This window comes from Streptomyces sp. NPDC051018 (genome assembly GCF_044456085.1).
GTDB lineage: Bacteria > Actinomycetota > Actinomycetes > Streptomycetales > Streptomycetaceae > Streptomyces.
On the sequence record NZ_JBITFN010000004.1, the window covers coordinates 49,766 to 76,494 of the forward strand.

The 26,729-nt window shown below is 69.7% G+C and carries 21 protein-coding genes; 12 read left to right on the plus strand and 9 right to left on the minus strand.

Features of this window, described 5'->3' with window-relative positions:
* The 7 genes from ACIBCM_RS09095 to ACIBCM_RS09125 form a co-directional block, all read right to left on the minus strand.
* The gene (locus ACIBCM_RS09095) at nucleotides 1-531 is read right to left on the minus strand and encodes a VOC family protein (protein WP_399241332.1); all 531 of its coding nucleotides are present in this window, start codon (nucleotides 529-531) and stop codon (nucleotides 1-3) included.
* A complete protein-coding gene (locus tag ACIBCM_RS09100) occupies nucleotides 528-1,976 on the minus strand; it encodes an NAD-dependent succinate-semialdehyde dehydrogenase (RefSeq protein ID WP_399241333.1) in 1,449 nt (482 codons plus the stop codon). Before ACIBCM_RS09100 ends, ACIBCM_RS09095 begins: the two co-directional genes overlap by 4 nt.
* Before the next feature lie 47 nt (nucleotides 1,977-2,023).
* The gene (locus tag ACIBCM_RS09105) at nucleotides 2,024-3,265 is read right to left on the minus strand and encodes a M24 family metallopeptidase (protein ID WP_399241334.1); all 1,242 of its coding nucleotides are present in this window, start codon (nucleotides 3,263-3,265) and stop codon (nucleotides 2,024-2,026) included.
* Nucleotides 3,262-4,230 carry an NAD(P)-dependent oxidoreductase gene (locus tag ACIBCM_RS09110; protein WP_399241335.1) on the minus strand — a complete coding sequence of 323 codons (969 nt, stop codon included), beginning with the start codon at nucleotides 4,228-4,230 and terminating at the stop codon, nucleotides 3,262-3,264. The genes ACIBCM_RS09105 and ACIBCM_RS09110 overlap by 4 nt, the downstream gene beginning before the upstream one ends.
* Nucleotides 4,231-4,313: 83 nt before the next feature.
* Nucleotides 4,314-5,261, minus strand: a complete 948-nt coding sequence (locus tag ACIBCM_RS09115) for an amidohydrolase family protein (RefSeq protein WP_399241336.1) — start codon at nucleotides 5,259-5,261, stop codon at nucleotides 4,314-4,316.
* A gap of 29 nt (nucleotides 5,262-5,290) precedes the next feature.
* Entirely contained in the window at nucleotides 5,291-6,610 is a 1,320-nt protein-coding gene (locus ACIBCM_RS09120) for an amidohydrolase family protein (protein WP_399241337.1), read from the minus strand.
* 3 nt (nucleotides 6,611-6,613) lie between these two features.
* Nucleotides 6,614-7,021, minus strand: coding sequence for a RidA family protein (locus ACIBCM_RS09125; protein WP_399241338.1), 408 nt, complete (start codon nucleotides 7,019-7,021; stop codon nucleotides 6,614-6,616).
* 335 nt (nucleotides 7,022-7,356) lie between these two features.
* Here ACIBCM_RS09125 and ACIBCM_RS09130 point away from each other — a divergent pair, with 335 nt between their 5' ends.
* From ACIBCM_RS09130 to ACIBCM_RS09165, 8 genes are all read left to right on the plus strand, one after another.
* Complete coding sequence (locus ACIBCM_RS09130) at nucleotides 7,357-8,388, plus strand: LacI family DNA-binding transcriptional regulator (RefSeq protein WP_399241339.1); 1,032 nt, start codon at nucleotides 7,357-7,359, stop codon at nucleotides 8,386-8,388.
* Nucleotides 8,389-8,522: 134 nt separating this feature from the next.
* Nucleotides 8,523-9,200, plus strand: a complete 678-nt coding sequence (locus ACIBCM_RS09135; protein ID WP_399241340.1) for a hemerythrin domain-containing protein — start codon at nucleotides 8,523-8,525, stop codon at nucleotides 9,198-9,200.
* 332 nt (nucleotides 9,201-9,532) lie between these two features.
* On the plus strand, nucleotides 9,533-10,765 hold the full coding sequence (locus ACIBCM_RS09140) for an amidohydrolase family protein (RefSeq protein ID WP_399241341.1): 1,233 nt from the start codon (nucleotides 9,533-9,535) through the stop codon (nucleotides 10,763-10,765).
* A 2-nt stretch (nucleotides 10,766-10,767) separates the two neighbouring features.
* Nucleotides 10,768-11,991 (plus strand): amidohydrolase family protein, encoded by a 1,224-nt coding sequence (locus ACIBCM_RS09145; protein ID WP_399241342.1) that lies wholly within the window; start codon nucleotides 10,768-10,770, stop codon nucleotides 11,989-11,991.
* A 94-nt stretch (nucleotides 11,992-12,085) separates the two neighbouring features.
* Nucleotides 12,086-13,726 carry an ABC transporter family substrate-binding protein gene (locus tag ACIBCM_RS09150; RefSeq protein ID WP_399241343.1) on the plus strand — a complete coding sequence of 547 codons (1,641 nt, stop codon included), beginning with the start codon at nucleotides 12,086-12,088 and terminating at the stop codon, nucleotides 13,724-13,726.
* Nucleotides 13,727-13,826: 100 nt separating this feature from the next.
* Complete coding sequence (locus tag ACIBCM_RS09155; RefSeq protein WP_399241344.1) at nucleotides 13,827-14,723, plus strand: ABC transporter permease; 897 nt, start codon at nucleotides 13,827-13,829, stop codon at nucleotides 14,721-14,723.
* On the plus strand, nucleotides 14,665-15,705 hold the full coding sequence (locus tag ACIBCM_RS09160; RefSeq protein WP_399241345.1) for an ABC transporter permease: 1,041 nt from the start codon (nucleotides 14,665-14,667) through the stop codon (nucleotides 15,703-15,705). The genes ACIBCM_RS09155 and ACIBCM_RS09160 overlap by 59 nt, the downstream gene beginning before the upstream one ends.
* Nucleotides 15,698-17,782 (plus strand): dipeptide ABC transporter ATP-binding protein, encoded by a 2,085-nt coding sequence (locus ACIBCM_RS09165; protein ID WP_399241346.1) that lies wholly within the window; start codon nucleotides 15,698-15,700, stop codon nucleotides 17,780-17,782. Before ACIBCM_RS09160 ends, ACIBCM_RS09165 begins: the two co-directional genes overlap by 8 nt.
* Before the next feature lie 151 nt (nucleotides 17,783-17,933).
* On the opposite strand, the gene ACIBCM_RS09170 is transcribed toward ACIBCM_RS09165, so the two are convergent.
* The gene (locus tag ACIBCM_RS09170) at nucleotides 17,934-19,463 is read right to left on the minus strand and encodes a helix-turn-helix domain-containing protein (protein WP_399241347.1); all 1,530 of its coding nucleotides are present in this window, start codon (nucleotides 19,461-19,463) and stop codon (nucleotides 17,934-17,936) included.
* Between the two features lie 315 nt (nucleotides 19,464-19,778).
* Here ACIBCM_RS09170 and ACIBCM_RS09175 point away from each other — a divergent pair, with 315 nt between their 5' ends.
* Together ACIBCM_RS09175 and ACIBCM_RS09180 are read left to right on the plus strand one after the other, a co-directional pair.
* Entirely contained in the window at nucleotides 19,779-20,261 is a 483-nt protein-coding gene (locus ACIBCM_RS09175) for an RrF2 family transcriptional regulator (protein WP_399241348.1), read from the plus strand.
* A gap of 44 nt (nucleotides 20,262-20,305) precedes the next feature.
* Nucleotides 20,306-21,592, plus strand: coding sequence for an MFS transporter (locus ACIBCM_RS09180; RefSeq protein WP_399241349.1), 1,287 nt, complete (start codon nucleotides 20,306-20,308; stop codon nucleotides 21,590-21,592).
* On the opposite strand, the gene ACIBCM_RS09185 is transcribed toward ACIBCM_RS09180, so the two are convergent.
* A complete protein-coding gene (locus ACIBCM_RS09185) occupies nucleotides 21,584-22,573 on the minus strand; it encodes a LysR family transcriptional regulator (RefSeq protein ID WP_399241350.1) in 990 nt (329 codons plus the stop codon). The genes ACIBCM_RS09180 and ACIBCM_RS09185 overlap by 9 nt on opposite strands.
* Nucleotides 22,574-22,733: 160 nt before the next feature.
* On the opposite strand from ACIBCM_RS09185, the gene ACIBCM_RS09190 reads away from it, so the two are divergent.
* Both ACIBCM_RS09190 and acnA read left to right on the plus strand, forming a co-directional pair.
* Complete coding sequence (locus ACIBCM_RS09190; protein ID WP_399241351.1) at nucleotides 22,734-23,222, plus strand: pyridoxamine 5'-phosphate oxidase family protein; 489 nt, start codon at nucleotides 22,734-22,736, stop codon at nucleotides 23,220-23,222.
* 689 nt (nucleotides 23,223-23,911) lie between these two features.
* Nucleotides 23,912-26,638, plus strand: coding sequence for an aconitate hydratase AcnA (gene acnA / locus ACIBCM_RS09195; RefSeq protein WP_399241352.1), 2,727 nt, complete (start codon nucleotides 23,912-23,914; stop codon nucleotides 26,636-26,638).
* The last annotated feature ends 91 nt before the right edge of the window (nucleotides 26,639-26,729 follow it).

Genomic DNA, 26,729 nt, shown 5'->3' on the forward strand with positions numbered 1-26,729 from the left:
TCAGTACTCCCGTCCGACCGCACTGGCGCGTCTGTCGTATGCCTTGCCGCCCGGGTACGACACCAACTCCATCTGGAGACCCCACGGAGCCAGGAAGTAGACCCAGCGCTGGCCCTCACTCGGGCCCTTGCTGGCGGTCGGCTCGCCGAGGACGGTGACGCCGTGCCCTCGCAGATGGCTGACCGCTTCGTCGAGGTCGTCGACGTACAGCGCGATGTGGTGTCCGCCTATGTCGCTGTTGCGGGGCGGCTGTTGGATCTGCACCGGCGCCGCGTACTGGAAGACCTCCAGGGTCACATTGCCGCAGCGGAAGAACCGCAGCTTCTCCATGACCGCGCGGGGATGGACGTCGAGGTGGCGCTCCATCCAGGTGCCCTCGTCGTCACGGTAGGGCCCGAGCGTGTACATCGGTGTGCAGCCCAGCACCTCGGTCAGCCACCGGGATGCCTCCTCCAGATCCGGCACCGTGATACCGATGTGGTCGACTCCTCGCAGGCCCGGCAGACCCGCCCGGCTCGCCGCCCCGGTCACCACTGCACCGCCAGGTACTTCTGTTCCATGTAGTCGAGCAGGCCGTCATGACCGCCCTCGCGCCCGATGCCGCTCTGCTTCACTCCGCCGAACGGCGCGGCCGGGTCGCTCACCACGCCCCGGTTGAGGCCGACCATCCCGGCCTCCAGCGCCTCTCCGACGCGCAGGCCCCGGGCGAGATCGCCGGTGTAGACGTACGCGATCAGCCCGTACTCGGTGTCGTTCGCGGCCCGGACGGCCTCGTCCTCCGTCTCGAAGGTGACGACGGGCGCGACAGGCCCGAAGATCTCCTCCCGCAGAATCGCGGCGTCCGACGGCACCTCGGTGAGCACGGTCGGCGTGTAGTAGCAGCCGGTCCGCTCCGGCCGGGAGCCACCGGTCAGCACCCGGGCCCCGTCCTCGACGGCACGGCGTACCAGTGTGTCGACCTTGTCCACCGTCTCCTCGTTCACCAGGGGCCCCACCTCGGAGTCCTCATCGGTTCCCGGGCCGACCCGCAGGGCGGCCATCCGCTCGGCGAGCCGGCGCGAGAAGGCGTCGGCGACGGACGCCTCGACATAGAACCGGTTCGCCGCCGTGCAGGCGGAGCCTCCGTTCCGCATCTTGGCGATCATGGCCCCGTCCACGGCCGCGTCCAGGTCGGCGTCGGCGAACACCAGGAACGGGGCGTTGCCGCCCAGTTCCATCGAGGTGTTCACCACGTTGTCGGCGGCCTCGTGGAGAAGTTTCCGGCCCACTTCGGTGGAGCCGGTGAACGACAGCTTTCGGACGCGGGCGTCATGCAGCATCGCCGAGACGACGGCTCCGGAGCTGCGGCTCGGCACCACATTGACCACACCCGGCGGAACCCCGGCCTCGTTCAGGATGTCCCCGATCGCGAGGGCGGTGAGCGGGGTGGCGCTGGCCGGCTTCAGGATCGCGGTGCAACCCGCGGCCAGAGCGGGCCCGAGCTTGCGTGTGGCCATCGCGGCCGGAAAATTCCAGGGGGTGACCAGCAGACAGACACCGACGGGCTGATGCAGCACCATGATCCGGTTGGCGCCGCCAGGAGCCATGGCGACCGAGCCCAGCGCTCGTACGGCCTCCTCGCCGTACCAGCGGAAGAACTCGGCCGCGTACGCCACTTCGCCGCGCGCGTCGGGCATCGCCTTGCCGTTCTCCCGGGATATCAGCCGGGCGATCTCCTCGGCGCGCTCGGTCATCAGGTCGAACGCATTCAGGAGCACCCGGGCGCGCTCGCGGGGGGCGGTGGCGGCCCACGCCCGCGCCGCGGCCGAGGCCGCGTCCACCGCGGCCATGGCGTCGGCGGACGTACCGTCCGCGACCATGGCGATGACCTCGCCGGTCGCCGGGTCCGTCACCGGAAATCGGCTTCCGGACCGGGAGGGCACGGGCTTCCCGTTGATCTGGAGATCTGTATGGGGGTGCATAGTGGTCCTGGACATCATGGGTCCTCGTGGTTCCTCGCGATCTCTCGCGTCGGTACGGGCGCTCAGTACGGGTTGGCGACGAAGAGTTCCTGCGCCGGGAAGAGCGTGAGGATCCGGGCACCGTCCTCGGTGACGACGACCTCCTCCTCGATCCGCGCGGCGGAGAATCCGTCGCTCGCGGGACAGTAGGTCTCCAGGGCGAAGACCATCCCGGGCTGGAGTTCCACCGGCTCCCTGAGACTGTTGAGACGGGAGATGATCGGCCGCTCGTGGAGACCCAGGCCCAGCCCGTGCCCGAACTGGAGCCCGAAAGCCGCCATCTCGTTCGGGAAACCGAACTCGGTCGCGGCGGGCCAGACGAGGGCGACCTCGTCGGTGCCCACGCCCGGGCGGATCATGTCGATGGAGGCGTCCATCCATTCGCGGGCGCGGGTGTAGGCGTCGCGCTGGCTCGCCGTGGAACTGCCGACACCAAAGGTGCGGTAGTAGCAGGTGCGGTAGCCGTTGTACGAGTGGATGATGTCGAAGAACGCCTGGTCGCCGGGGCGGATGATCCGGTCGGTGAAGTTGTGGGGATGCGGGTTGCACCGCTCCCCCGACACCGCGTTCACCGCCTCCACCTGTTCGGATCCCATCTCGTACAGCCGCTTGTTGGCGAGCGCCACGATGTCGTTCTCGCGGATGCCCGGCTTGAGCACGTCGACGATGTCCTGGTAGACGCCGTCGACCATCGCCGCCGCCTGGGTGAGCAGCATGATCTCGTCCTGCGACTTGATCTGACGGGCGTCGAGCATCAGCTGCTGCGCGTCGACGACCCTCAGGCCCTGCCGCTCCATCTCGAAGAGGAACGGCGGTTCGACGATGTCGACGCCGACCGGCGCGTCGGCGAGCCCCGCGTCGGTCAGCAGTTCCTTGATCTGCCGCACGGCGTCCGCCATGAGACCGGCGGTCGGGGCTATCGCCCCGCGCAGGCCGAGCATTCCCGCATGGCAGTCGTCCGGCCTGAGCCAGGGCGCGAACAGCTTGTGGTGGCGCGCCGCAGAGCCGAAGTCCCACAACATCGGGTCGGCGTCCCTGGTCAGGAGCGCGTACCGGGTCATCTTGTCCGGCAGCGCTCCCCCGATCCAGGTCTGGGTCGTGTAGCGGATGTTGTACGCGTCGAAGAGCAGGAAGGCGCCGCACTCGCTGCCTTCGAGCGCCTGCTTCGCCCGTCGCAGCCGGTAGGCCCGCAGACGGTCGAAGTCCACCCTGGTCTCGAAGTCGACGCCGCGGTGGCCCGGCGCGTGCAGGGGCTGCGCGGTCACCGGGACTCCGCTCCGGCGCCGTCGCTGCCGCCGTCGCCGAGACCGTCGTCGACCTGAACGTTCTCGGGCTTCAGCTCCAGGCCCGAGGCCGCGGCCTGGAGATCGAGCAGAATCGCGAAGTCCTCGTCCACCCGGCCGCTGCCGACCGACGCCTGCACCAGCTGGGCCGTCTGCGCGGCCAGCGGCATCGGGACGTCGAGCCTGCGCGCCGCGGCCAGTCCGAGATCGAAGTCCTTGCGGAGCAGGATCGGGGTGAAGGTGGGGGTGTAGTCGAGGTTGACCAGGGCGGGGGTCTTGTAGCGGGTGAAGACCGACCCCATCACCGAGTCGTTCAGGAACTCCAGGAACGCGGCGCGGGAGACGCCGCCCTTCTCCGCGAGCACGGTGATCTCGGCGAGTGACTGGGTCACGACACCGAGGAACAGGTTGTGCGCGATCTTCACCAGCCGCGCGCCCTCGCCCTCGCCGACGTACGTGACGGACTTGCCGATCAGCGCGAGCAGCGGCTCGATCCGGCGGAAGGTGTCCTCGGGCCCGGACACGACGAGGCTCAGGCCGCCGGTCTCGGCGACCTTGCCGTTGCCGCTGACCGGCGAGGCGAGGAACGCGACCCCGAGCCGGTCGCAGGCCTCACGCACCTCGGCGGACGCCTCGATGGAGACCGTGGAGCAGTCCACGACCGCGCCGGGCAGCCGGCCGGCGTCGGCCAGGAGGCCGTTCTCGCCGAGCAGGACCTGCTTCAGGTCGGCGGGCGTCGACACCATCGTGAAGACGACGTCCCGGTCCCGCAGGTCGGCGATGGTGTCGGCCACGGCGGCGCCCAGCGGAGCGAGCGCCTCGGCCTTGCTGCGCGTCCGGTTCCAGGCCGTCAGCGGGGCGCCGGCCCGGGCAAGGCGTCCGGCCATCGCGGCGCCCATTCTGCCGCAGCCGATCCAGCCGACGGTGGTTTCGATGGTGCTGGTCATGACGAATCCTCTGCAATCGATTGTTGTGTGTGGAGGAAGAAAGCCCGGCCGCAGTGGTACGGCCGGGCGGCGCAGCTCCCGCGTCAGCTCGCGCGGAGTCCGAACAGCTCGACGGCGTTCCGGTCGAGGATGCGCTCGGCGTCCCCGTCGGCGAGACCCGACTCCTCGATGTAGGCCGCGGCTCGCGTGTAGAGGTCGTTCTGGAAGTACGGGAAGTCGCTGCCCATCAGGATGCGGTCCGCACCGAAGGTGTCGACCGCGCAGCGCAGCGCCGGGGCGTGGAAGTTGGCCGCGTCCCACCACATCTTCTTGAAGGTGTCGCTCGGCAGCTCGGGGAACGCCTCGTTCCAGTGGTTGAAGTTGTCGTCGATGCGCTGCCCGAGGAAGGGGATCGGGCCGCCGAGATGGGCGACGATCACCTTGATGTCCGGGTAGCGTGCGGTGATCCCCGCCCGTACGAAGTGGAGCAGACCCACGGCGTCCTCCACGGGCGCGCCCAGAATCCACTTCAGTCCGTGCTCGGAGATGAGGGGGGAGTCGGCGTCCTTGCCCGACGCGTGGATGTACAGCCGCGAGCCGCGCTCGTTCAGAGCGGCCCACAGCGGCTCGAACGACGGGTCCGCCAGCGTCTTGTCGAGCACCGCCGTACCGATGGTGGCACCGGTGAAGCCGAGTTCGTCGATCGCGCGGGCGGCCTCCTTCGCGGCGGCCTCGCCGTGCGGCAGGGGAGTGGTGGCGAAGGCAGCGAACCGGTCCGGGTGGCGCTTGACGAGGTCGGCGTAGAGGTCGTTGGCGAGCCGGGCCGCCTCGACCGCGTGGGCCTCCTCGGTGAAGGTGGGGAGCTGCGGCGTGGTGGAGAGGATCTGCATATCGACTCCGGCGGCGTCCATCATGGCCAGCCGCTTGTCGATGTCGCCCTCGTCGTCGCCCGCGCACAGGCCGCGCGCGACGGGCGTGTCCTTGCTGCCGTAGCGCTCCAGCAGGTCGAGGTATTCGGTGGGGAAGTAGTGGGCGTGGGCGTCGATGCGCATGGTGGTTCTCCAATGAGAGGGAACGAGGGTCAGCGGGTGGTGCCCAGGTCGCGGGTCTTCAGCAGACGCTCGCGGGACTCCCTGAGCCGGGCGGAAACCTCGGCGGTGTCGGCGCCGTGGAGCCGGCCGGCGCTGTAGCGGACCTCCCCGCCGACGATGACGGTGTCGATGTCGCGGGAGGTGGTCTGGAGCACGAGATGGCCCGCCGGGTCGCCCATGGACAGCCCGAACGGCTCGGTCTCCACGAGCAGGACGTCGGCCGGGTCCCCGGCGGTGAGTCCCACGGCGCCGTCGCCGTGGGACTGCCGCGCGAGCGCCCGTCCACCGTTGACGGTCGCCCAGCGCACGACGTCACGGGTCGACACCAGCGGCACGTCGATGTCGCGGTGGGGCGGGACATGGCCCCGGGCCCGCTCCTTCTCGCCGTCGATCAGCCGGTGCAGCGCGTAGGCGAGCCGCATCTGGGTGAGCAGGTCGGCGCAGGCGTAGCTGACGACGTCGACGCCGAGAGTGACGGGGATGTCCCGCCGGACGGCCCGGTCGAAGACGGCGGTCGGCTTGCCCATGCCCATCTCGATGTCGGGCGTGAGGCTGAGATAGGCACCCGCCGCGGCGAGCGCGTCCAACTCCGCCTCCGAGGCGTAGTTGCCGTGCACCCACAGCACATCGGGTCCGAGCGCTCCGGCCTCGGCGAACTGAGCCGCGAGACCGACGGGGTTTCCGTGCACCGAGATGCCGAGGCCGAGTTCGCGGGCGCGGGCGACGGCCTCCGCGTCGTACGCGTGGTCGACGGCGAGTGCGACATCGACCAGGAGGCTGTCCTGCACACCCTCCGCGACGCGGGCCAGATCGTCGAGCCGGTGTGCCCGGTCCCGGTAGGTCGCGCCGTTCCGCTCGAACAGGCCGAAGCCGTAGGTCGCCCGGATCCCGGCGTCGCGCAGACCCCGGACGGAGGCGTCCACGTGCTCGGGCGAGTTGGCGCTGTGGCAGTAGTCGAAGACCTGGGTGACGCCGTGGCTGAGCAGTTCCAGCCCTCCGGCGTACGTGGCCCAGTACATGTCCTCGGGCGTGTAGTACTCCGACATCGGATGGACGGTGTGGAAGTACTCACGCGCCCACAGGTCGGCGGTCATACCCCGCAGGGGCGTCTGCCACAGATGCAGATGGGTGTCCACGAACCCGGGGACCACGAGCTTTCCGGAGGCGTCCACGACCTCCGCGCCGTCCCGGGACAGCCCGGGGCCGATCGCACGGATCGCACCGTCCTCGATCAGGACGTCCCACTCGGGTGCGCCGTCGGTCCCCGACGCGAGCACCCGCCCGTTGGTGATGAGGATCGCGCCGGTCATTCTCTACTCCGCGGCCCGGACGGGGGATCCGACGGCACTGGCGTCGATCTCCACCAGCACCCGGGGGTTGGCCAGCCGGGACACCTCGACCAGGGTGGATGCCGGGCGGTCCTCGCCGAACCAGCCGAAGACGGTGTCGAGAGCGGTCCCCAGGAACTCGTCCATCCTGGTCGTGTACACCTGGATACGGACGATGTCCGAGCGCCGGAGCCCAACGGAGGCCAGGGAGCGTTCCAGGTTGTCCATCACGACCTGTGCCTGGACGGCGAGCGGCTCGTCGAGACTTCCGTCCAGGTGGTACGGCAGGGTGCCGGCGATCTCGTAGCGCGGGCCTTCGGCCACGGCGACGACCTGGGTGTACAGGCCCTTCACCGGCTCGAAGACGTCCGGCGGCTGAACACGGCGGTGCACTCGGTGCTCCCATCTGCGCTGCAAACCATTGCAGCGTCAACATAGGTGGCGGTCCGATCTGCCGTCAAGGGTGCCGAGAGAGGAATACAATCGATTGTTCCAGGGAGAACGTGGTTTCTTCGCCGACTTCAGGGGGAGGGTATCCGGGGTGTCCCGCCGGAGCGGAGGCCGCCGGGCGGAACGGTCCGGTGCACGGCTCCGGGCGGGTGCCGCCGGGGCCCGCGTCCTTGTCACGGCGGGGTGCGCGCTTCGCCGCACACGATTTCCATGTCCGTGCAGTACGCTCTAGCACCGCCCGACGGGGCTGCAAACTGCATCTCATACGAGGAGTGAGCGTGTCCGAACCGGCCGGGAAGCCCACCCTCCGTGATGTAGCACGCGAGGCGGGAGTGCACCCCGGCACCGCGTCCCGGGCACTGAACCCGGAGACGGCCTCCAAGGTCAACCCGGTGACGGCCAAGCGCGTGCGGAAGGCGGCGAAAGCGCTCGGATACCGGCCCAATCCGATCGCGCGGAGTCTGCGTACCAGTCGCACCCACACCATCGGGATGCTCATCCCGGACCTCACCAACCCGATGTTCCCGCCGCTGGTGCGCGGGGTGGACCAGGTGCTGTCCGAGCGCGGATACACCCTTCTGCTCGCCGACACGGACAACAGTCCGCAGCGGGAGGAGCGGCTGTACACGGCGCTCCGCGATCGCCAGGTGGACGGACTCGTCATCGGGACCGCGCTGCTGCAGCACCCGCTGCTGCGGCGGATCGTCGCCGACGGACTCCCCCTCGTGCTGGTGAACCGCCGTTCCGACGAACACGTGACGCCGGCTGTCGTGGGCGACGAAGCCAGCGGCATCCAGCAGTCCGTCACCCATCTCACCTCGCTCGGGCACCGGCGAATCGCGTATCTCGCCGGGCCGAGGACGACGTCGACCGGGCTGGGTCGGCTCGCCGCCTACCACCAGGCGCTCGCGACGGGCGGTCTGGAGCAGGCGGCCGGGCTGGCCGTGGAGTGCGGCGCGTGGACGGAGGAGGCCGGGGCCGTGGGCATGCGCCGGCTGCTGGACGGGGGCGCGGAGTTCACCGCCGTGATGGCGGGCAACGACATGCTGGCCCTGGGCTGCTACGACGTGCTCTCGGAACGGGGCCTGTCGTGTCCGGACGATCTGAGTCTCGTGGGTTTCAACGACATGCCCTTCATCGACAAGTTCACCCCCCCGCTGACCACGGTGCACATCCCTAACGCGGACATAGGGGCGGAGGCGGCCACGATGCTGCTGGACGCCGTCGAGGCGGGCCGGGTGACGCCGACGAAAGTCGTCACACTGCCGGTGGAGTTCGTGGTACGGGGGTCCACCGGTCCGGTTCGGTAGCAGGGGCTCGGGGACGCCCGAAACGCCGGGAGATACCGTACTCGGGCTGGTTGACCAGCGCGCATTCGAGTGAGAGGGTGCGGAGTACTGCAATCGAATGCAGAACCGACCTCCCGCTGTTGGAAGGCGACCTCATGAACCATGCCTCCCAGGCCAGGGCCGACACCAGCATGATGATGGTTGTGCACCGGGCGTTTCTGCGTGATTTGGGCCTGATGTCGGAGGAGGTCGGCAGGCCGGTGGCGCACAGCGGCCGCAGGCGCCGGCTGCTGGCATCGCGATGGCGGCACTTCCGGCGGTGCCTCGAACTTCACCACGTCGCCGAGGACACCAAACTCTGGCCGCTGCTCCTCGCACGGGCGGACGAGGCCGACCGCGAGGAGGTCCGGGAGCTGGAGGCGGAGCACGCGCTCCTCGATCCGCTGCTCACCGCGACGAGTGCGGCGTTCGACGACTTCGCCGCCGGGCGCGGTGGTGCACCGCAGCACGTGGTCGAGCTTCTGCACGAGATGCGTGACCTGTTGGTTCGCCATCTGAAGCACGAGGAATCGCTCTTGCCGATGATGGCTGATCATGTGAGCCCGGGGGAGTGGGAGGCATTCGTGGAGCCGCAGCGGCGCGCGGACTCCCCGGCGTCCTCGCGGTGGTTTCTGCTCTGGCTGCTCGAAGACGCTCCCGCTCCGGCACGGCACAGGCTGCTCTCGCGGCGGACTCCCGTGGAACGACTGATGCTGAAACGTTTCTGGGAGCCGTTGCACAGTCGCCGCCTGCGGGCGACCTTCGACCGCGTACACGGTAACCTCGGCGGCTGAGGGCCGCCTCTTCGCGGCCGCCGGTGCCGCGACCCAGGTGCCGGCAGCCCGGCGCCGCTCGCGCACTCCGGGGTGGTCCGACCGTCTCATCAGGCATTTCGGGTGCTCGTGCCCCTGCTCGGGGCGGCGAGGTGCACCGCGCCATCCGCGTGGGGCGCTCCGGTCGCCATGGACCGCTGTCCGGACGGCGGTCCCGCATCCCGTGGCCGCTGCCGTATTCGTGACCGTCGCCCGGATGCTTCTGAATAACGTTCTCCGTCACGTCTTGACGGATGGGAAACAAAGCCCCAACACTACTGCAATCGGTTGCGAAAACAGGGAGAAGATCTGCTGTGGCACGACTGGTACTGAAAGGCGGGAGCGTCTTCGACGGCACCGGCTCACCGCCGGCCGTCCGGGACATCGTCATCGAGGACGGCCGCTTCGCCGAACCGGGCGCCGCCCGCCCTGACGACACCGTGGCGGACGTCACGGGTCATCTGGTCGTGCCGGGGCTCATCAACACGCACGTCCACGTGGTGGGCTGCGCACCCACGCTGGAGGAGAGGCTGCGGACCCCGTTCTCCTACCAGTTCTACGCGTCGCTGCCGATCCTGGACGATCTGCTCAGCGGAGGCATGACCACCGCCCGGGACCTCGCCGGTGCGGACGCCGGGGTCCGCCAGGCACTCGCGGACGGCACTATCGAGGGCCCGCGCCTCCAGATCGCGATCGAGGCGCTGTCGCCCACGGGCGGACACATCGACGCCTGGCTGCCGAGCGGCCTGGACGCCTTCGAGTACTACCTTCCGCACCCCGCCCGCCCCCACGGTGTGGTGGACGGCGCCGCCGAGATCCGCACCAGGATCCGTGAGCTGCTGCGAGCGGGCGCGGACCTGATCAAGATCTGCACCACCAACGGCGGGGTGTGGCCCCGCAAGAACTACCTCCCCGCCCACTTCCGCGACGACGAGCTTGCGGCGGTCATGGCCGAGGCCCGCACCGCGGGTGTTCCGGTGGCCGCGCACGCCCAGGGGGCGGAGGGCGTCAAGAACGCGGTGCGGGCCGGTGTCACCTCCATCGAGCACGGCACACATCTGGACCGGGAGGCCGTGGACCTCATGGCCGAGCACGGCACCTGGTTCGTGCCCACGCTCGCCCGGACCTGCGGCATCCTCGACAAGCCGGAGGTGGCGGCGCGGGTCGGCAAGGACAAACTCGTCCAGGCCCAGCGCATCGCGGAGGCGCACGCCGAGTCCTTCCGCCTGGCCACCGAGGCCGGGGTGCGCATCGCCATGGGCACCGACATGTTCGGCGGGGAGTTCCTCGACGAGCTGCACTACATGAGCGAGTTCGGGCTGAACTCCACCGAGACGCTCGCCGCCTCGACGTCGGGAGCGGCCGAGCTCCTGGGCCTCTCCGACACCGTCGGTCGGATCGCGCCGGGCATGGCCGCCGACCTCGTCGTTCTCGACGGCGAGGCCCTCACCTTCAGCAGGCTCAGGTCCCGTATCCGGGCCGTGGTCCAGAACGGCGGCTGTGTCCGAGGAGAACTCCCGGCCGCCACCCCGCACGAAAAGAGCTGAACATGACACGCATCGTTTTCCGCGGAGGACAGGTCTTCGACGGCACCGGCTCGGCCCCCGTCCGGGCGGATGTGGCGGTCGAGAACGGCGTCTTCACCGATGTGGGCTCCGACCTGCGGGGCGATCAGGTCGTCGACGTCACGGGCCGTACGCTCCTGCCCGGCATGTTCGACTGCCACGTCCACATCCTCGGCGTCGAGATGGCGGTCAAGTCCCGTCTCAACGAACCCTTCAGCTACCAGTTCTACAACGCCAAGCGGAACCTTGAGCGAACTCTGGCCTGCGGAATCACCACCATCCGTGACTGCGCCGGCGCCGATCTCGGAGTCAAGCGCGCGCTGGAGGACGGGCTGATCCCGGGGCCGCGGCTGCTGATCTCGGTGACCGCGCTCTCCCAGACCGGCGGCCATATGGACGGCTGGACCCCGAGTTCGCTCTGGGTCGACCCGTACTACGTGGCCCACCCGGGCCGCCCCTCATCCATCTGCGACGGCGTCGACGGAGTGCGCAAGGCAGCCCGGCAGAGCCTTCGCGCGGGTGCCGACTTCCTCAAGGTCCTGGCGACCCACTCCGGGGGCGCGAGCTATCTGCGCACCCGGTTCAGCCGCGAGGAGCTCAACGCCATCGGCGACGAGGCCCGTACCTCCCAGGTCGGGTTCGCCGTCCACGCCTACGGCTCCCAGGCCGTCAAGGACTCTGTCGCGGCGGGAGCCACGACCATCGAACACGTCCGGGACCTGGACGACGAGGCGATCGCCGCCATGCGCGAGGCCGACACGGCCCTCGTACCCACCATCGCGCCGCTGCTGAAGTACCTCGGTGACGACCGGCCGGACGAACCGGAACGGGACCGGCTGGGCCACCAGGGGGACCCCAACAACAGCAAGACGGAGTTCGCCCGCGAGGCGTACGACAGCGTGCGCCGCGCCCACGGGGCCGGAGTACGGATCGCCATGGGGACCGACTACGGCAACGACGCGGGCCAGAACCTCGACGAACTCACCGCCCTCGTGGCGGCGGGACTCACCCCGGCCGAAACCCTCGTGGCCGCCACCTCCGGATCCGCGAGGGCCGTCGGCCTCCACGACGAACTCGGCACCATCGAACCCGGGAAGCGAGCGGATGTCGTCGTCGTGGACGGTGACATCTTCGACTTCTCCAAGCTGAAGCAGAACATCGAATCGGTCCATATGGACGGGCGGCTCGTCCACTCCCGCACGCGTTGACACGCCCTCGGCGGGCACAGCGGGATGCCCGCCCCGTACGACCGGAATCTCGGGACACCACGGCACACCTTCGCACGCGTGAGGAAGAACTGAGATGGGCAGACCACATGTATTCGCCACCGGAGCGACAGTCTGCGCTCTGGCACTGACAGCGACAGCCTGTTCCTCGGGAGCCGATGAATCAGGGGACGGCACGGGCAGGAAAGGCGGCTCGGTCTCCGTCGCCGTACAGCAGGCGTGGAGCGGATTCAACCCTCATACACCGGACCAGGGGAACAACGCGGGCCTCGCGATCAGTAACGCGATCTACCCGTCCGCGTTCAATGTCCAGCCCAACCAGACCGTCAAGCTCAACTCGGATCTGCTGGTCAGCGCCACATCGGTGTCGACCAATCCGCAGACGATCGAGTACAAGATCAAGCCGAGTGCCGTCTGGTCGGACGGAAAGCCCATCACGGGTGCCGACTTCACCTATCTGTGGCAGCACTCCAATGGCAAGGACAAGAAGCTCCAGGTCTCGTCCACCATCGGGTACTCGCAGATCAAGTCGGTCACCAGTGAGGGCGACGGAAAGACGGTCCGTGTCGTCTTCGACAAGCCGTTCGCGGACTGGAAGTCCCTTTTCGACGGGCTCCTTCCGGCCCATTTCATGAAGACCCTGGGCAATGACGCCGATGCCTGGAACAAGGGCCTCGCCAAGAAGATCCCGCCGTCCGGCGGTCCGTTCAGCATCGCGGAGAACCGGCCCGACCAGTACATCGAGTTCCAGCGCAACCCCAAGTGGTACGGAAAGCCCGCCAACCCCGACAAGGTCACTCTGCGGCTCATCGAGGACAACCAGGCCGTCGTCCAGGCGCTGGCGAGCGGCGAGGTCGACGTGGCCAGTCTGGAGGCCACCCGCGCACTGATCGGCCAGGTCAAGGCAGTGTCGGGGGTCAAGAGCACGGTGGTGCCCACCACCTCGATGAACTTCCTCAACTTCCAGCACAAGGACCCGGTCATCAAGGATGTGGCCGTGCGCCGGGCCATCGCCACCGTGGTCCAGCCCGAGCAGGTCGCGAAAACCGTGATCGGCGACGGCTACGAGAAACTGCTGACGAACAACTTCATCTACTCCCCCGCATCGGCCGATTACTCGGACGAGCGCCCGGCCTCATTCGGTACCGGGGACGTAGCAGCGGCGAAGAAGATCCTGGAAAGCGCCGGATACCGGGCTGGCGGCGACGGGATCTACGCCAAGAACGGCACCAAGCTCATCTTCAACTACGTCGTGACACCGGGCGACCAGATCGACCAGGTGACCTCCGTACTCTTCCAGGACACCTTCAAGAAGATCGGAATGAAGCTGGAGATCAAGTCGGTGCCCGTCAACAAGGCATTCGACGTTCTCATGGCCGGTGAGTACTCCACCACATTCGGTGGATACCCGGACTCGGACTTCCCCGTCTCGTGGTACTCCGCGCTCTACACCTGCGACGGAGGCTACAACCTCGGCAGGTTCTGCGACCCCGCGGTCGACACCCTCTACAACGAGGCGAACACGGCCCTGGACCCCAAGCGCCAGGCGGAGGTCGTGAAGCAGCTCAACAAGAAGCTGTGGGAGGACGTGGCCAACATCCCGCTCTGGATGCGGCCGCTGCTCGTCGTCACCACCGAGAGGGTGAGCGGCGTCACCACCGACATCCCCACCAACTGGATTCTGCACAACGCCACTCAGTGGAGTGTCGCCCGCTGAGCCGGGTCCGTCCGGCTCAGCGACACCCGCGCCGTCCCCGCCCCTCTCCGGCGGGTACGGCGCGGACACCACCGATGATCGCGAGGACAGGAACGATGGAATGGCACAGCTAGCTGTCCCGAAGGGAAGCCGGCCCGATGGAGCGAGATCCGGGGACCGGGTGGTCCTCAAGCGCTTCCTGGCACGCAGAGGGGCCGTCGCGGCGCTGGTCGTCCTCCTGCTCATCGTCCTCGCCGCGACCGTCGGCCCGGTGTTCTGGAAGTACACCTACGTGGAGATCACACCGGAGATCCTGGCGAAACCCTCGCTCGACCACCCGCTCGGCACCGACGCGGCCGGACACGACATGCTCGCGCAGGTACTGCGCGGCACGCAGCGGTCCCTGGCCGTCGCGGCCATCGTCGCCGTCGTGTCCACCGCCATCGGAACCCTCGTCGGTCTTGTCGCGGGGTACCTCGGCGGGATCACCGACACGATCCTGATGCGGACCGTCGACCTCCTGCTCATGATGCCGCTGCTCGCGATCCTCGGCCTGGCCGCGGTCCGGATGGGCGGGGACAAGAACGGGTGGCTCGTCGTCGCCCTGGCCATCTCCCTGCTGTTCTGGACCCCGACCGCCCGGGTGATCCGGGCGCAGGTGATGAGCCTGAAGAAGCGGGAGTTCGTCGAATCCGCCCGGCTGGTGGGGGCGTCCACCCCCCGGATCTTCACGGTGCACCTGCTGCCCCACCTCGTAGGCCCCATCGCCGTCGTCACCACGACCTATGTCGCGGCGGCGATCGGCCTGGAATCCACCCTGTCCTTCCTGGGGCTGGGAGTCCAGCCGCCTGACACCTCACTGGGGCTGCTCATGGGTCTCGGCTCCGGATTCGCGGCCACCGCGTGGTGGCTGTTCTACCTTCCCGGCCTCGCCGTGATCGTCATCGTCGTCTGCGTCCATGTCGTCGGCGAGGGCGTGCAGAACGCCTTCGACCACAGCGCTGCAAAGGCGGGGTGACGGTACGGTGTTGCGGCTCATCCTCCTCAGAGTGCTTCAGGCGATTCCTCTCATCCTTCTCTCCACCGTGGTCATCTTCATCGCCGTCAGCGTGGCCGGCGATCCCCTGGACCAGTACCGGAAACCGAACGTCCCCCAGTCCACCCTTGACGCCAAGGCGGCTGAGCTGGGTCTCGACCGCCCCCTGTACGAGCGGTACTGGGACTGGATCAGCGGTGCCGTCCAGGGCGATCTCGGCCGCAATCTGCGCGGCGACGAGGTCACCACCATGCTGGCGGAGCGCTCACTCGTCTCCTTCCGGCTGATCGCCCTGGCCGTCGTCATCGCCGTCGTCGTCGCCCTGGCCGTCGGGTTCTACTCCGCGGTCCACCGGGGGAGCAGGCGGGACCGTGTCCTGATGGGACTGACGGTCGTCTTCCTGACCGTCCCCGAGTTCTGGCTCGCCGTGGTCCTGAAGCAGGGCGGAATCATCTTCAACCGCGAGACCGGCTCGAAGTTCATCGCCACCGTGGGCGACTCCACACCCGGCATCGACAGCGCCGGTCTCGGGGAGCGGCTGTCCGACTACGCCGGCCATCTCGTCCTGCCCACGATCGTCCTCGTCCTCGCGTGCTATCCGATCTGGGCCATGTACCAGCGCACTGCGATGCTAGAAGTACTGGACACGGACTACATCCGGCTCGCCCGCGCGAAGGGACTGCCGAAGAACACCGTCCTGGTACGGCACGGTCTGCGCACCGCGCTGACGCCCGTGGTCACCATGATCGCGTTGCGGCTGCCCTGGATCATCGGCGGGCTCGTCGTCGTGGAGACCGTCTTCGGCTGGCGCGGCCTGGGTCAGATGCTCGTGGAAGGCATCCAGCGCCAGGACACCAACACCGTCCTTGGATTCCTCCTCTTCTCGGCGATTCTGATCACCCTTCTGAACCTCCTTGCCGACATCCTCTACGGATATCTGGACCCGAGAGTGCGTGATGACTGAGCAGCAGGAACCCCTTCTCACCGTCCGTTCGCTGGATGTCTCCTTCCCCACCGTGAACGGCCTCGTACCCGCCGTGCGGGACGTCACCTTCACCCTCGCCCCGCGTGAGACCCTCGCCATCGTGGGAGAGTCGGGGTCGGGCAAGTCGACCACGGCCCTCGCCGTGCTCGGGCTGCTCCCGGACCAGGCGAAGGTTTCGGGCTCCATCCGGTTCCGTGACCGGGAGTTGCTGCCCGGCTCGGAGAAGGTGTTCCAGCAGGTACGGGGAGCCCAGATCGCGTACGTCCCCCAGAACCCCTTCGGCTCGCTGAACCCCGTTTACACCGTCGGCACGCAGATCACGGAAGCGCTGCGTGCGCACCACCGGGATCTCGGCAAGGCCGAAGCCAGGGACCGTACGCTCGAACTCCTCGCCACCGTCGGCATCGACAATCCCACGGCGCGTATCGACGCCTACCCGCATCAGATCTCGGGCGGTATGCGCCAGCGGGTCGTCATCGCCATGGCCCTCGCGAACCGCCCGTCGCTCATCGTCGCGGACGAGCCCACGAGCGCGCTGGACGTCACGGTCCAGGCCCAGGTGCTCGAAGCGCTGGAAGCCGCGTGCGAAGCCTCGGGCGCCGCCCTGCTGCTGATCACCCATGACATGGGGGTCGTCGCCCGGCACGCCGACCGTGTGCTGGTGATGTACGGCGGCCGGGCGGTGGAGAGCGGTCCGGTCGCCGCGGTCTTCGACGCCCCTCGTATGCCGTACACCACGGGCCTGCTCGGCGGAGTCCCGCGGCTGGACACCGGGCCCGGCACCCCGCTGGTGCGCATGCCCGCGCCGGGGACCCGGCCGCCCGCCGAGGGCTGCGGCTTCTCGCCGCGGTGCCCGTCGGCCACCGATCAGTGCCGCACCGAAGCCCCGCCGCTGAGCGAGTCCGCGGACGCGGAGCACTGGGCGGCCTGCTGGTTCCAGGAGGAGCTGGCAGGCAAGAGCGGGCTGGAACTCTTCCCGGGAACCGGTACGGCGAAGGAAGTCGTCCCCGGACCCGCGGAAGCCGATCCCGATCCGGTGCTCTCGGTGTCGGGACTGGTCAAGCACTTCACCGTACGCGAACGGGAGCAGCGACGCCGGACCACCGGCACCGTGCACGCGCTGTGCGGCGTCTCGCTCGACGTACGGAGCGGGGAGACCCTCGCCGTCGTGGGCGAGTCGGGCAGCGGCAAGTCCACCCTCAGCCGTGCGCTGTCCCACCTCGAACCGGCCACCTCCGGAACGATCCGGCTGGACGGCACAGAGCTGACGTCACTCTCCCAGCGGCAGATGCGGCCTCACCGCAGACACGTCCAGATGGTGCTCCAGGACTCCACCGCCGCGCTGAACCCCAAGCTGACCGTCGGTTCGCTGATCGCCGAGCCCCTGCGCATCCACGCCATGTTCACCCCCGGCCGGGTGGCCGAGCTGCTGTCGATGGTGGGGCTGCCGGCGGACACGGCGGACCGGTTTCCCGGACAGCTGTCCGGAGGTCAGCGCCAGCGGGTCGCCATCGCCCGCGCGCTGGCCGTCGAACCCAGGCTCCTCATCCTCGACGAGCCGGTGTCGGCCCTCGACGTGTCCGTGCAGGCCGACGTCCTCGCACTGCTGCGCTCGCTCCAGGACGAACTGCGGCTGGCCTACATCTTCGTCACCCACGACCTCGGCGTGGTCCGCCAGATCGCGGACCGCGTGGCCGTGATGTACCTGGGCCGGTTCGTGGAGCTGGGGCCGGTGGACGACCTGCTGTCCCGCCCTCTCCACCCGTACACCCGTGCGCTCGTGTCGGCTGTCCCCGTGCCCGACCCCGCGGTGGAGCGGAGTCGTGAGCGGTTGACGCTCACCGGCGACGTACCCGCGGCCTCTTCCCCGCCATCCGGCTGCCGCTTCCGCACCCGCTGTCCGCTGCGCCGCACTCTGGACGAGGAGAGCCGCGACCGCTGCGCCGACGAGGCCCCGGTCCTCCGTGCCCACGACGGTGACCAGCGCACCGTCGCCTGTCACTTCGCCACGTCGGCACCCATCGCCCCCCTGTCCCTCTCCCCGGCACCCGAATGACCGGCTGGTGATCAGTACGCCCGGGCGCGTGGGATCACCGGGTTCGCGAACGCCCCGGGTCCCACGGGCCCGGGGAAGTCCCACAGCTGCCGACGCACCCTCCGCGGCCTGCGTGTGATCAGGTCAGAAAGGGTACGGAGGCAGCTGTCCGTCAGATGTCCCGGAAGATCTCGATCTGCGCGCCCACCGAGTTCAGCCGCTCGGCCAGCTCCTCGTAACCGCGGTTGATGACATAGACGTTCCGCAGGACGGAGGTGCCCTCGGCCGCCATCATCGCGAGGAGGACCACGACCGCCGGGCGCAGGGCGGGCGGGCACATCATCTCGGCCGCGCGCCAGCGGGTGGGGCCCTCGACCAGGACGCGGTGGGGGTCGAGGAGTTGCAGCCGGCCGCCCAGGCGGTTGAGGTCGGTGAGATAGATCGCCCGGTTGTCGTAGACCCAGTCGTGGATCAGGGTCTGGCCCTGCGCCACCGCCGCGATCGCCGCGAAGAACGGCACATTGTCGATGTTCAGCCCCGGGAACGGCATCGGGTGGATCTTGTCGATCGGCGCCTCCAGCTTGGAGGGCCGGACCGTCAGGTCCAGCAGCCGGGTGCGGCCGTTGTCCGCCGTGTACTCCGTGGAGCGGTCGTGGTCGAGTCCCATCTCCTCCAGGACCGCCAGCTCGATCTCCAGGAACTCGATCGGGACGCGCCGGATGGTCAGCTCGGACTCCGTCACCACCGCGGCGGCCAGCAGGCTCATCGCCTCGACCGGGTCCTCGGAGGGGGAGTAGTCGACGTCCACGTCGATCGTGGGGACACCGTGCACGGTCAGCGTCGTCGTGCCGACGCCGTCGACCCGTACGCCCAGGGCCTCCAGGAAGAAGCACAGGTCCTGGACCATGTAGTTGGAGGACGCGTTGCGGATGACGGTCACCCCGTCGTGGCGGGCGGCGGCCAGAAGCGCGTTCTCGGTGACGGTGTCACCGCGTTCGGTCAGGACGATCGGGCGGTCCGGTGCCGGCATCTGCTCCACGCGCGCGTGGTAGAGGCCCTCCGTGGCGGTGATGTCGAGGCCGAAGCGGCGCAGCGCGATCATATGGGGTTCGATCGTGCGCGTACCGAGGTCGCAGCCGCCCGCGTAGGGGAGGCGGAAGTTCTCCAGCCGGTGCAGCAGGGGGCCGAGGAACATGATGATCGAGCGGGTGCGGCGGGCGGCCTCCGCGTCGATCGCATCCATGTCGAGGCGCGCGGGCGGGACGATCTCCAGGTCCATGCCCTCGTTGATCCACCGGCTGCGAACGCCGATGGAGTTGAGGACCTCCAGCAGCCGGTAGACCTCCTCGATGCGCGCGACCCGGCGCAGCACCGTACGGCCCTTGTTGAGCAGTGAGCCGCACAGCAGCGCGACACACGCGTTCTTGCTCGTCTTGACGTCGATGGCACCGGAGAGCCGGCGCCCCCCGACCACCCGCAGATGCATGGGCCCGGCATAGCCGAGCGACACGATCTCGCTGTCGAGCGCCTCACCGATGCGCGCGATCATCTCAAGGCTGATGTTCTGATTGCCGCGCTCGATGCGGTTCACCGCACTCTGGCTGGTGCCGAGTGCGTCGGCGAGTTGGCTCTGTGTCCAGCCACGATGCTGTCGTGCGTCACGGATGAGCTTGCCGATGCGTACGAGGTAGTCGTCTCCCATGCGCTGGAGGTTATCTCAGATATGAGATGAGCCGCGCGCTGGGAACGTCGTCCGGGTGATGCGTACGAGCCGCGGGGGCCGCGCTTCTGACGTTCCGTCGATCCGGCCGGAACGGCAAACGGAGTGGGTCCGTCCGAGTGGAGGGGGTCGCCGTACCGGGCGCCTGCCCGGCTTCCGGCCGGCCATGCACGTCCCGGGGGCGGCGTCCCGCGGGGAGGTCCGGGAGGCGCGGGGGAGTCCCGTGGAGGAGCTCCCGCGGCCGGGGCCGCCCCGGCATTCGGGTGAACCTGATCTGGACTGATAATATCCAGGATTATGCGGATGTCCGAGGGTGTCGAGTGGGGGCTGCACTGCTGCCTGACCCTGGCCTGGATCGGTGACGACCGGCCGGTGCCCACGGCCAGGCTGGCCGCGCTGTTCGACCTGCCGCAGGCGTATCTGAACAAGCGCCTCCAGGCCCTCGTCCGGGCCGGGATCCTCTCCTCGGTCCCCGGTGCACGCGGTGGGTTCCTGCTGGCCCGCCCGCCCGGGAAGATCACCTTTCTGGACGTGGTCACCGCCATCGAAGGCCCCGACGACCCCTTCCGCTGCACGGAGATCCGGCAGCGGGGAGCGGCGGGCGCGGAGGCGCCCGCGCGGGACTTCCGCCTGCCCTGCGGCATCGCCACCGCGATGCGCCGGGCCGAACTCGCCTGGCGGCGCGAACTCGCCGCCCAGACCATCGCCCACATGGTCGAGGCCACCCCCGAGACCGTGGCCGCCCGCGTCCGCCGTCACTACGCGCGCCTGAGCGGCTGATCGCACCAGCACTCGTCCGGCGCGCACATCTCTGGAGAATCTGGATGTTCAATGTCTCGATTTTGCCGCGTCGTCGTTCGCCCCGCTCCGGCACGGGGCCCACCCGCGGGCTGTCCTCGACGCTCATCCTGGCCCTGGGCACCTTCGCGGTGGGTACCGACGCCTTCGTGGTCGCCGGGTTCCTGCCGTCCATGGCCGCCGAACTGAACGTCTCACAGGCCGCGGCCGGGCAGTCCATCACCGTGTTCGCCGTCGCGTACGCGGTGCTGTCACCGGTCCTCGCCACCCTGACCGCGCGCCTGCCCCGCCGGACCCTGCTCGTGGGGGCCCTGCTCGTCCTGGCCCTCGGGAACGTGGGCTCGGCCCTCGCGCCCAGCCTCCCCGTACTGATCGCGACCCGGGTCGTGGCCGCCGCCGGGGCCGCCGCTTACACCCCCGCCGCCGGAGCGGTGGGCGCCGGACTCGTCCGCCCCGAACTCCGCGCCCGGGCCCTCTCCGTCGTGATCGGCGGGCTCACCGTCGCCACCGCGATGGGCGTCCCCCTCGGAAGCCTCGCGAGCCGGACCTTCGGCTGGCGCACCGCGCTGTGCCTGGTGGCCGCGCTCTCCCTGCTGGCGGCGGCCGGGATCCGGCTCAGCATGCCGGCGCTGCCGGGCGCGCCGCCGCAGCACGGCGGTCCGCTGCGCGCCCGCCTCGCCGTGCTGCGGCGGCCCGCCGTGCTCACCGTGCTGCCGCTCACGGTCCTCGGGATGGGCGCCGCCTACACGGCGTACGCCTACAGCGTCCCGGCCCTGCGCGGCGCCGGAGTGCCGGCCCTCTGGGTCGTCTGGATGCTGGTCCTGTACGGGATGGGTGCCGTGACCGGCAACTTCCTCGTCGGCTACGGCACCGACCGCTGGGGGCCCGTACGGGTCCTGTGGATCGGATACGCCGTCATGGCGGCCTCACTCGCCGGTCTCGGGCTGCTCGCGGCGGCGGACGTGTCCCTGGTCGCGGTGGCCGGGGCACTGGTGCTGCTGTGGGGCGGCAGCTCCTGGTCCCAGACACCGCCCCAGCAGTTCCGGCTCATCGCGGCCGCGCCCGCCGAGGCGCCCGTGGTGGTCTCGCTCAACTCCTCAGGGATCTACGCGGGCATCGCGCTCGGCACCCTGCTCGGCGGGGCCGCGCTCCCCGCGGGGATTCCCGCCGTGTACGGCCTCGGCGCGGCGCTGGCCGTGCTGGCGCTGGTCTTTCTGCTGGTCACCGGTCGCGGCAGGGCCCGCGGTACGGCGCGGACCCCGGACTGTCGCGCACCCGATCCGCGACGGGCCGCCGGGGAGAGGTCACGGTGAACGGACCCCGCGTACGGGTGCGGGTGTCCGGACCTCCGGCCGCCCGGGGCCGGTCGCCCGGGCCTCCGCCTCCCCGGGCCCCATCCCCCGCGTGATGCCCCGTGCCGCCTCGGCGAAGAGGCGGACGGGCGCGGTGTCGTCCCCGGTCCGCCACATCAGTCCGTATCCCACGGGAGAAGCGTCCCGGAACGGTACATAGGTGATACCCGGCCGCGAGTGGTACGTGGCGGTGTGCGCGGCGGACAGCAACGCCCCCTTCCCGGCCGCGACCAGCATCAGCGCCTCCTGGAGATGCGTGACCACCGGTCCCTGCCCCACCGGCCGGCCACTCGGCGTCCGCGCCGGTACGTGCGCCGCGCGCCAGGAGGCCGGCAGCTCGCCCGCGACGCCCACCAACGGCAGCCCGGCCAGGTCCTCCAGCGACACGGAGTCCCGGCCCGCCAGCGGATGCCCGGACGCCACGGCCAGGACCCGGCCCTCCGTGAACAGCGTGGGCCCCCCGTCCAGCTCCTCGCCCTCCGCCGGGAACTCGCTGAGCTGGAGGTCGACATCACCGCCGCGCAACTGCCCGTACGGATCCGAGAGCGGCACCTGGCACAGCTCGACCATCAGCCCCGGATGGGTCGCGCGCAGCGCCTCCGTCGTCTTCAGCGCGATCTCCCCGGCCAGGGCGGTCGAGAAGCCGACGACCAGCACGCTCTCCACCCCGCGCGCGGTCTCGACGGCCCGCGCGAAGGCGTCCCGGATGCCCCGGTAGTGCGGTTCGAGGTCGTCGCGCAGTTGCCGTCCCAGCGCGGTCAGCGCGACCCGCCGGCTCGTACGGACGAACAGCGCCGCGCCCACCCGCCGTTCGAGGCGCTGCACGATCTGGCTCACCCGCGCCCGGGACAGCCGCACCCGGTCGGCCGTACGGCCGAAGTGCAGCTCCTCGGCCAGAAGGAGAAAGACCTCCATCTCCTCGCGTTCCATGACGGGCCTCACGCTTCTCGTACTCCTCGCGGCGGAAGTGACAGGGCCCGTTGATCGGTAAGCCCAGCTTGACGAACGTTGCACACTTCGCCGTTGTTCCGCCGGGCGCGCGATCCGATGCTGAGGACACGGGCCCGGCCGGGCCCGCCAGGGACTCGGAAAGGAACCCGTCATGGCCACCACGGTCAGCGAATTCTCCGGAATCCAGGACGCCTTCTTCCGCTACGTCGGAGACATCAGGTACGCCACGATGGTCACCGTCGACGCCGAGAACAGGCCCCGCGGCCGGATTCTGCTACCGGTCTGGGAGGTCGTCGACGGGAAACCCGTCGGCTGGCTCGCCGCGTTCAGGACACCGGTCAAGGTCGCGCATCTGGCGAACAACCCGCACACCACGTACGCGTACTGGAGCCCGCGGCAGAACGCCGTCTTCGTCGACAGCGTCTCCACCTGGGCCGAGGACGAGCAGTCCAGGCGGCACGCCTGGGACCTGTATGTGAGGGGCGGTCCGCCGGGCGTCGGCTACGACCCGATCCGCTACTGGAAGGGCGGGCCCGACGATCCGGAGTACGGCGTCATCCGGATCGACCCCTGGCGGATCCAGCTGGTGCGGGGGACGGATCTGCGCAGCACGATCTGGAAGCCGGGGGACGACCGCTGATGCCGGCCGGCGGCCGTCGGGCGTCCCGGGGGAGGAGCCCCGGGGCGCCCGGCTCCCACCGGCGGCCGGAGCGCCGTCCGCCCTCCCCGCGCGGAGCCCGGCGACCGCGCGGGAAACCCTGCGACCGCGCGTAGCCCGGCCGGTGGGCCGGACCGGCGGCCCGGCCCGTACGGAGACGGTCGGCCGCCCCGCGATGGCAAGCCCCTCCTGCCCGCGATGAAGCCGCCCGCTGATCCACCGGCGGGAACGGCGACGGGCACGGCGGCCACCAGAGGCGGCGGCCGGTACGGACACCCTCGCGCCAGGCGCGGACCCGGGCCGCGCTGCCCGGTCCCGTAAGGCCGCCCCGGTCCCGTACGGCAGGACCTTCCCCGCCGGCTCGCGCCTCCCCGAGCCCCGCACCCAGGGCGCGGCACCCGGTCCGAGCGGCGCGGAGCACCTCCGTACCCAGGGCGCGCGGGACCGAACGGACCACGCGCGCCCGGCGACGGAGGCGCAGCACACAGCTCCCCCGCATGACCGAGCCGCACCGATGTACTAGAGTTATCTCGACATCGAGATAACTGCCCGGGCGTACCGCAGTCGCCATCCCGGTAAGGGTCACCTAACCAGGCCCTACCTTAGCGGATCGATGAGGGGCCATGGCGGCAGCATGGACGTAGTACGCGCCATTGATGAAGGAGACTGTCGTGTCGGCGAACAGCTTCGACGCCCGCAGCACGCTGCGCGTGGGTGACGAGTCGTACGAAATCTTCCGGCTGGACAAGGTCGAGGGCTCCGCGCGCCTTCCCTACAGCCTGAAGGTGCTGCTGGAGAACCTGCTGCGCACCGAGGACGGCGCGAACATCACCGCCGACCACATCCGGGCGCTCGGCGGCTGGGACTCCCAGGCGCAGCCGAGCCAGGAGATCCAGTTCACGCCGGCCCGCGTGATCATGCAGGACTTCACCGGTGTGCCCTGTGTCGTCGACCTCGCCACCATGCGCGAGGCCGTCAGGGAACTGGGCGGCGACCCGGCGAAGATCAACCCGCTCGCCCCCGCCGAGCTGGTCATCGACCACTCCGTGATCGCCGACAAGTTCGGCACCAGCGACTCGTTCGCGCAGAACGTGGAGCTGGAGTACGGCCGCAACCGGGAGCGCTATCAGTTCCTGCGCTGGGGCCAGACCGCGTTCGACGAGTTCAAGGTCGTCCCGCCGGGCACCGGAATCGTCCACCAGGTGAACATCGAGCACCTGGCGCGCACGGTCATGGTGCGGAACGGCCAGGCGTACCCGGACACCCTGGTCGGCACCGACTCGCACACCACGATGGTCAACGGCCTCGGCGTGCTGGGCTGGGGCGTCGGCGGTATCGAGGCCGAGGCCGCGATGCTCGGCCAGCCGGTCTCCATGCTGATCCCGCGTGTCGTCGGCTTCAAGCTCACGGGTGAGCTTACCCCCGGCACCACCGCCACCGACCTCGTCCTCACGATCACCGAGATGCTGCGCAAGCACGGCGTCGTGGGCAAGTTCGTCGAGTTCTACGGCGAGGGCGTCGCCGCCACCTCGCTCGCCAACCGCGCCACCATCGGCAATATGTCGCCGGAGTTCGGTTCCACCGCCGCCATCTTCCCGATCGACGGCGAGACCCTGAACTACCTCAGGCTCACCGGCCGCAGCGAGCAGCAGGTCGCGCTGGTGGAGGCGTACGCCAAGGAGCAGGGCCTGTGGCTGGACCCGGCCGCCGAGCCCGACTTCTCCGAGAAGCTGGAGCTGGACCTCGCCACGGTCGTCCCCTCCATCGCCGGTCCCAAGCGCCCGCAGGACCGTATCGTCCTCGCGAACGCGGCCGAGCAGTTCAAGCTGGACGTACGCAACTACGTGGATGACGACGACGAGGCCGGCAAGGAGTCCTTCCCGGCCTCCGACGCGCCCGCCTCCGTCAACGGGGTGCCGTCCCGTCCGACCCTGGTGACCGCCCCCGACGGGTCGACGTACGAGATCGACCACGGCGCCGTCACCGTCGCCGCGATCACCTCCTGCACCAACACCTCGAACCCGTACGTCATGGTCGCCGCCGCGCTGGTGGCCAAGAAGGCGGTCGAGAAGGGCCTCACCCGCAAGCCGTGGGTGAAGACCACCCTCGCCCCGGGCTCCAAGGTCGTCACCGACTACTTCGACAAGGCGGGGCTCACCCCCTACCTCGACAAGGTCGGCTTCAATCTCGTCGGCTACGGCTGCACCACCTGCATCGGCAACTCCGGCCCGCTGCCGGAGGAGGTCTCCAAGGCCGTCAACGACCACGACCTCGCCGTCACCTCGGTGCTCTCCGGCAACCGCAACTTCGAGGGCCGGATCAACCCCGACGTCAAGATGAACTATCTGGCGTCCCCGCCGCTGGTCGTGGCGTACGCCATCGCGGGCTCCATGAAGGTCGACATCACGCGCGACGCGCTCGGCGTCGACACCGAGGGCAAGCCGGTCTTCCTCCAGGACATCTGGCCCACCGAGGCCGAGGTCAACGACGTCGTCGCCAACGCGATCGGCGAGGACATGTTCAACAAGTCCTACCAGGACGTCTTCGCGGGCGACGCCCAGTGGCAGGCGCTGCCGATCCCCACCGGCAACACCTTCGAGTGGGACGCCGAGTCCACCTATGTCCGCAAGCCCCCGTACTTCGAGGGCATGCGGATGGAGACCACCCCCGTCGCCGACATCGCGGGCGCCCGGGTGCTGGCCAAGCTGGGCGACTCGGTCACCACCGACCACATCTCCCCGGCCGGTGCCATCAAGGCCGACACCCCGGCGGGCACGTACCTCACGGAGCACGGTGTCCAGCGCCGTGACTTCAACTCCTACGGTTCGCGCCGGGGCAACCACGAAGTGATGATCCGGGGCACGTTCGCCAACATCCGGCTGCGCAACCAGATCGCGCCCGGCACCGAGGGCGGCTTCACCCGCGACTTCACCCGGGCGGCGACCGCCGACGCGGCTCCGGTGTCGTTCATCTACGACGCCTCGCGCAACTACATCGAGCAGGGCATCCCGCTGGTGATTCTCGCGGGCAAGGAGTACGGCTCCGGCTCGTCCCGCGACTGGGCCGCCAAGGGCACCGCGCTCCTCGGTGTGAAGGCCGTCATCGCCGAGTCGTACGAGCGCATCCACCGCTCGAACCTCATCGGCATGGGCGTGCTGCCGCTCCAGTTCCCGCAGGGCGCGACCGCCGAGGGCCTGGGTCTGACCGGCGAGGAGACCTTCTCCGTCTCCGGTGTGACCGAGCTGAACGAGGGCACCACCCCGCGCACGGTCAAGGTCACCACCGACACCGGTGTGGAGTTCGACGCGGTCGTCCGTATCGACACCCCCGGCGAGGCGGACTACTACCGCAACGGCGGCATCATGCAGTACGTCCTGCGGAACCTGATCCGCGGCTGACGCCCCGGCACCGAGAAGGGCCGCACCCCCGGGAAAACGCCGTGGGGGTGCGGCCCTTCGCCGTACGCGCTCATGGGATCGGCTCGGCCGT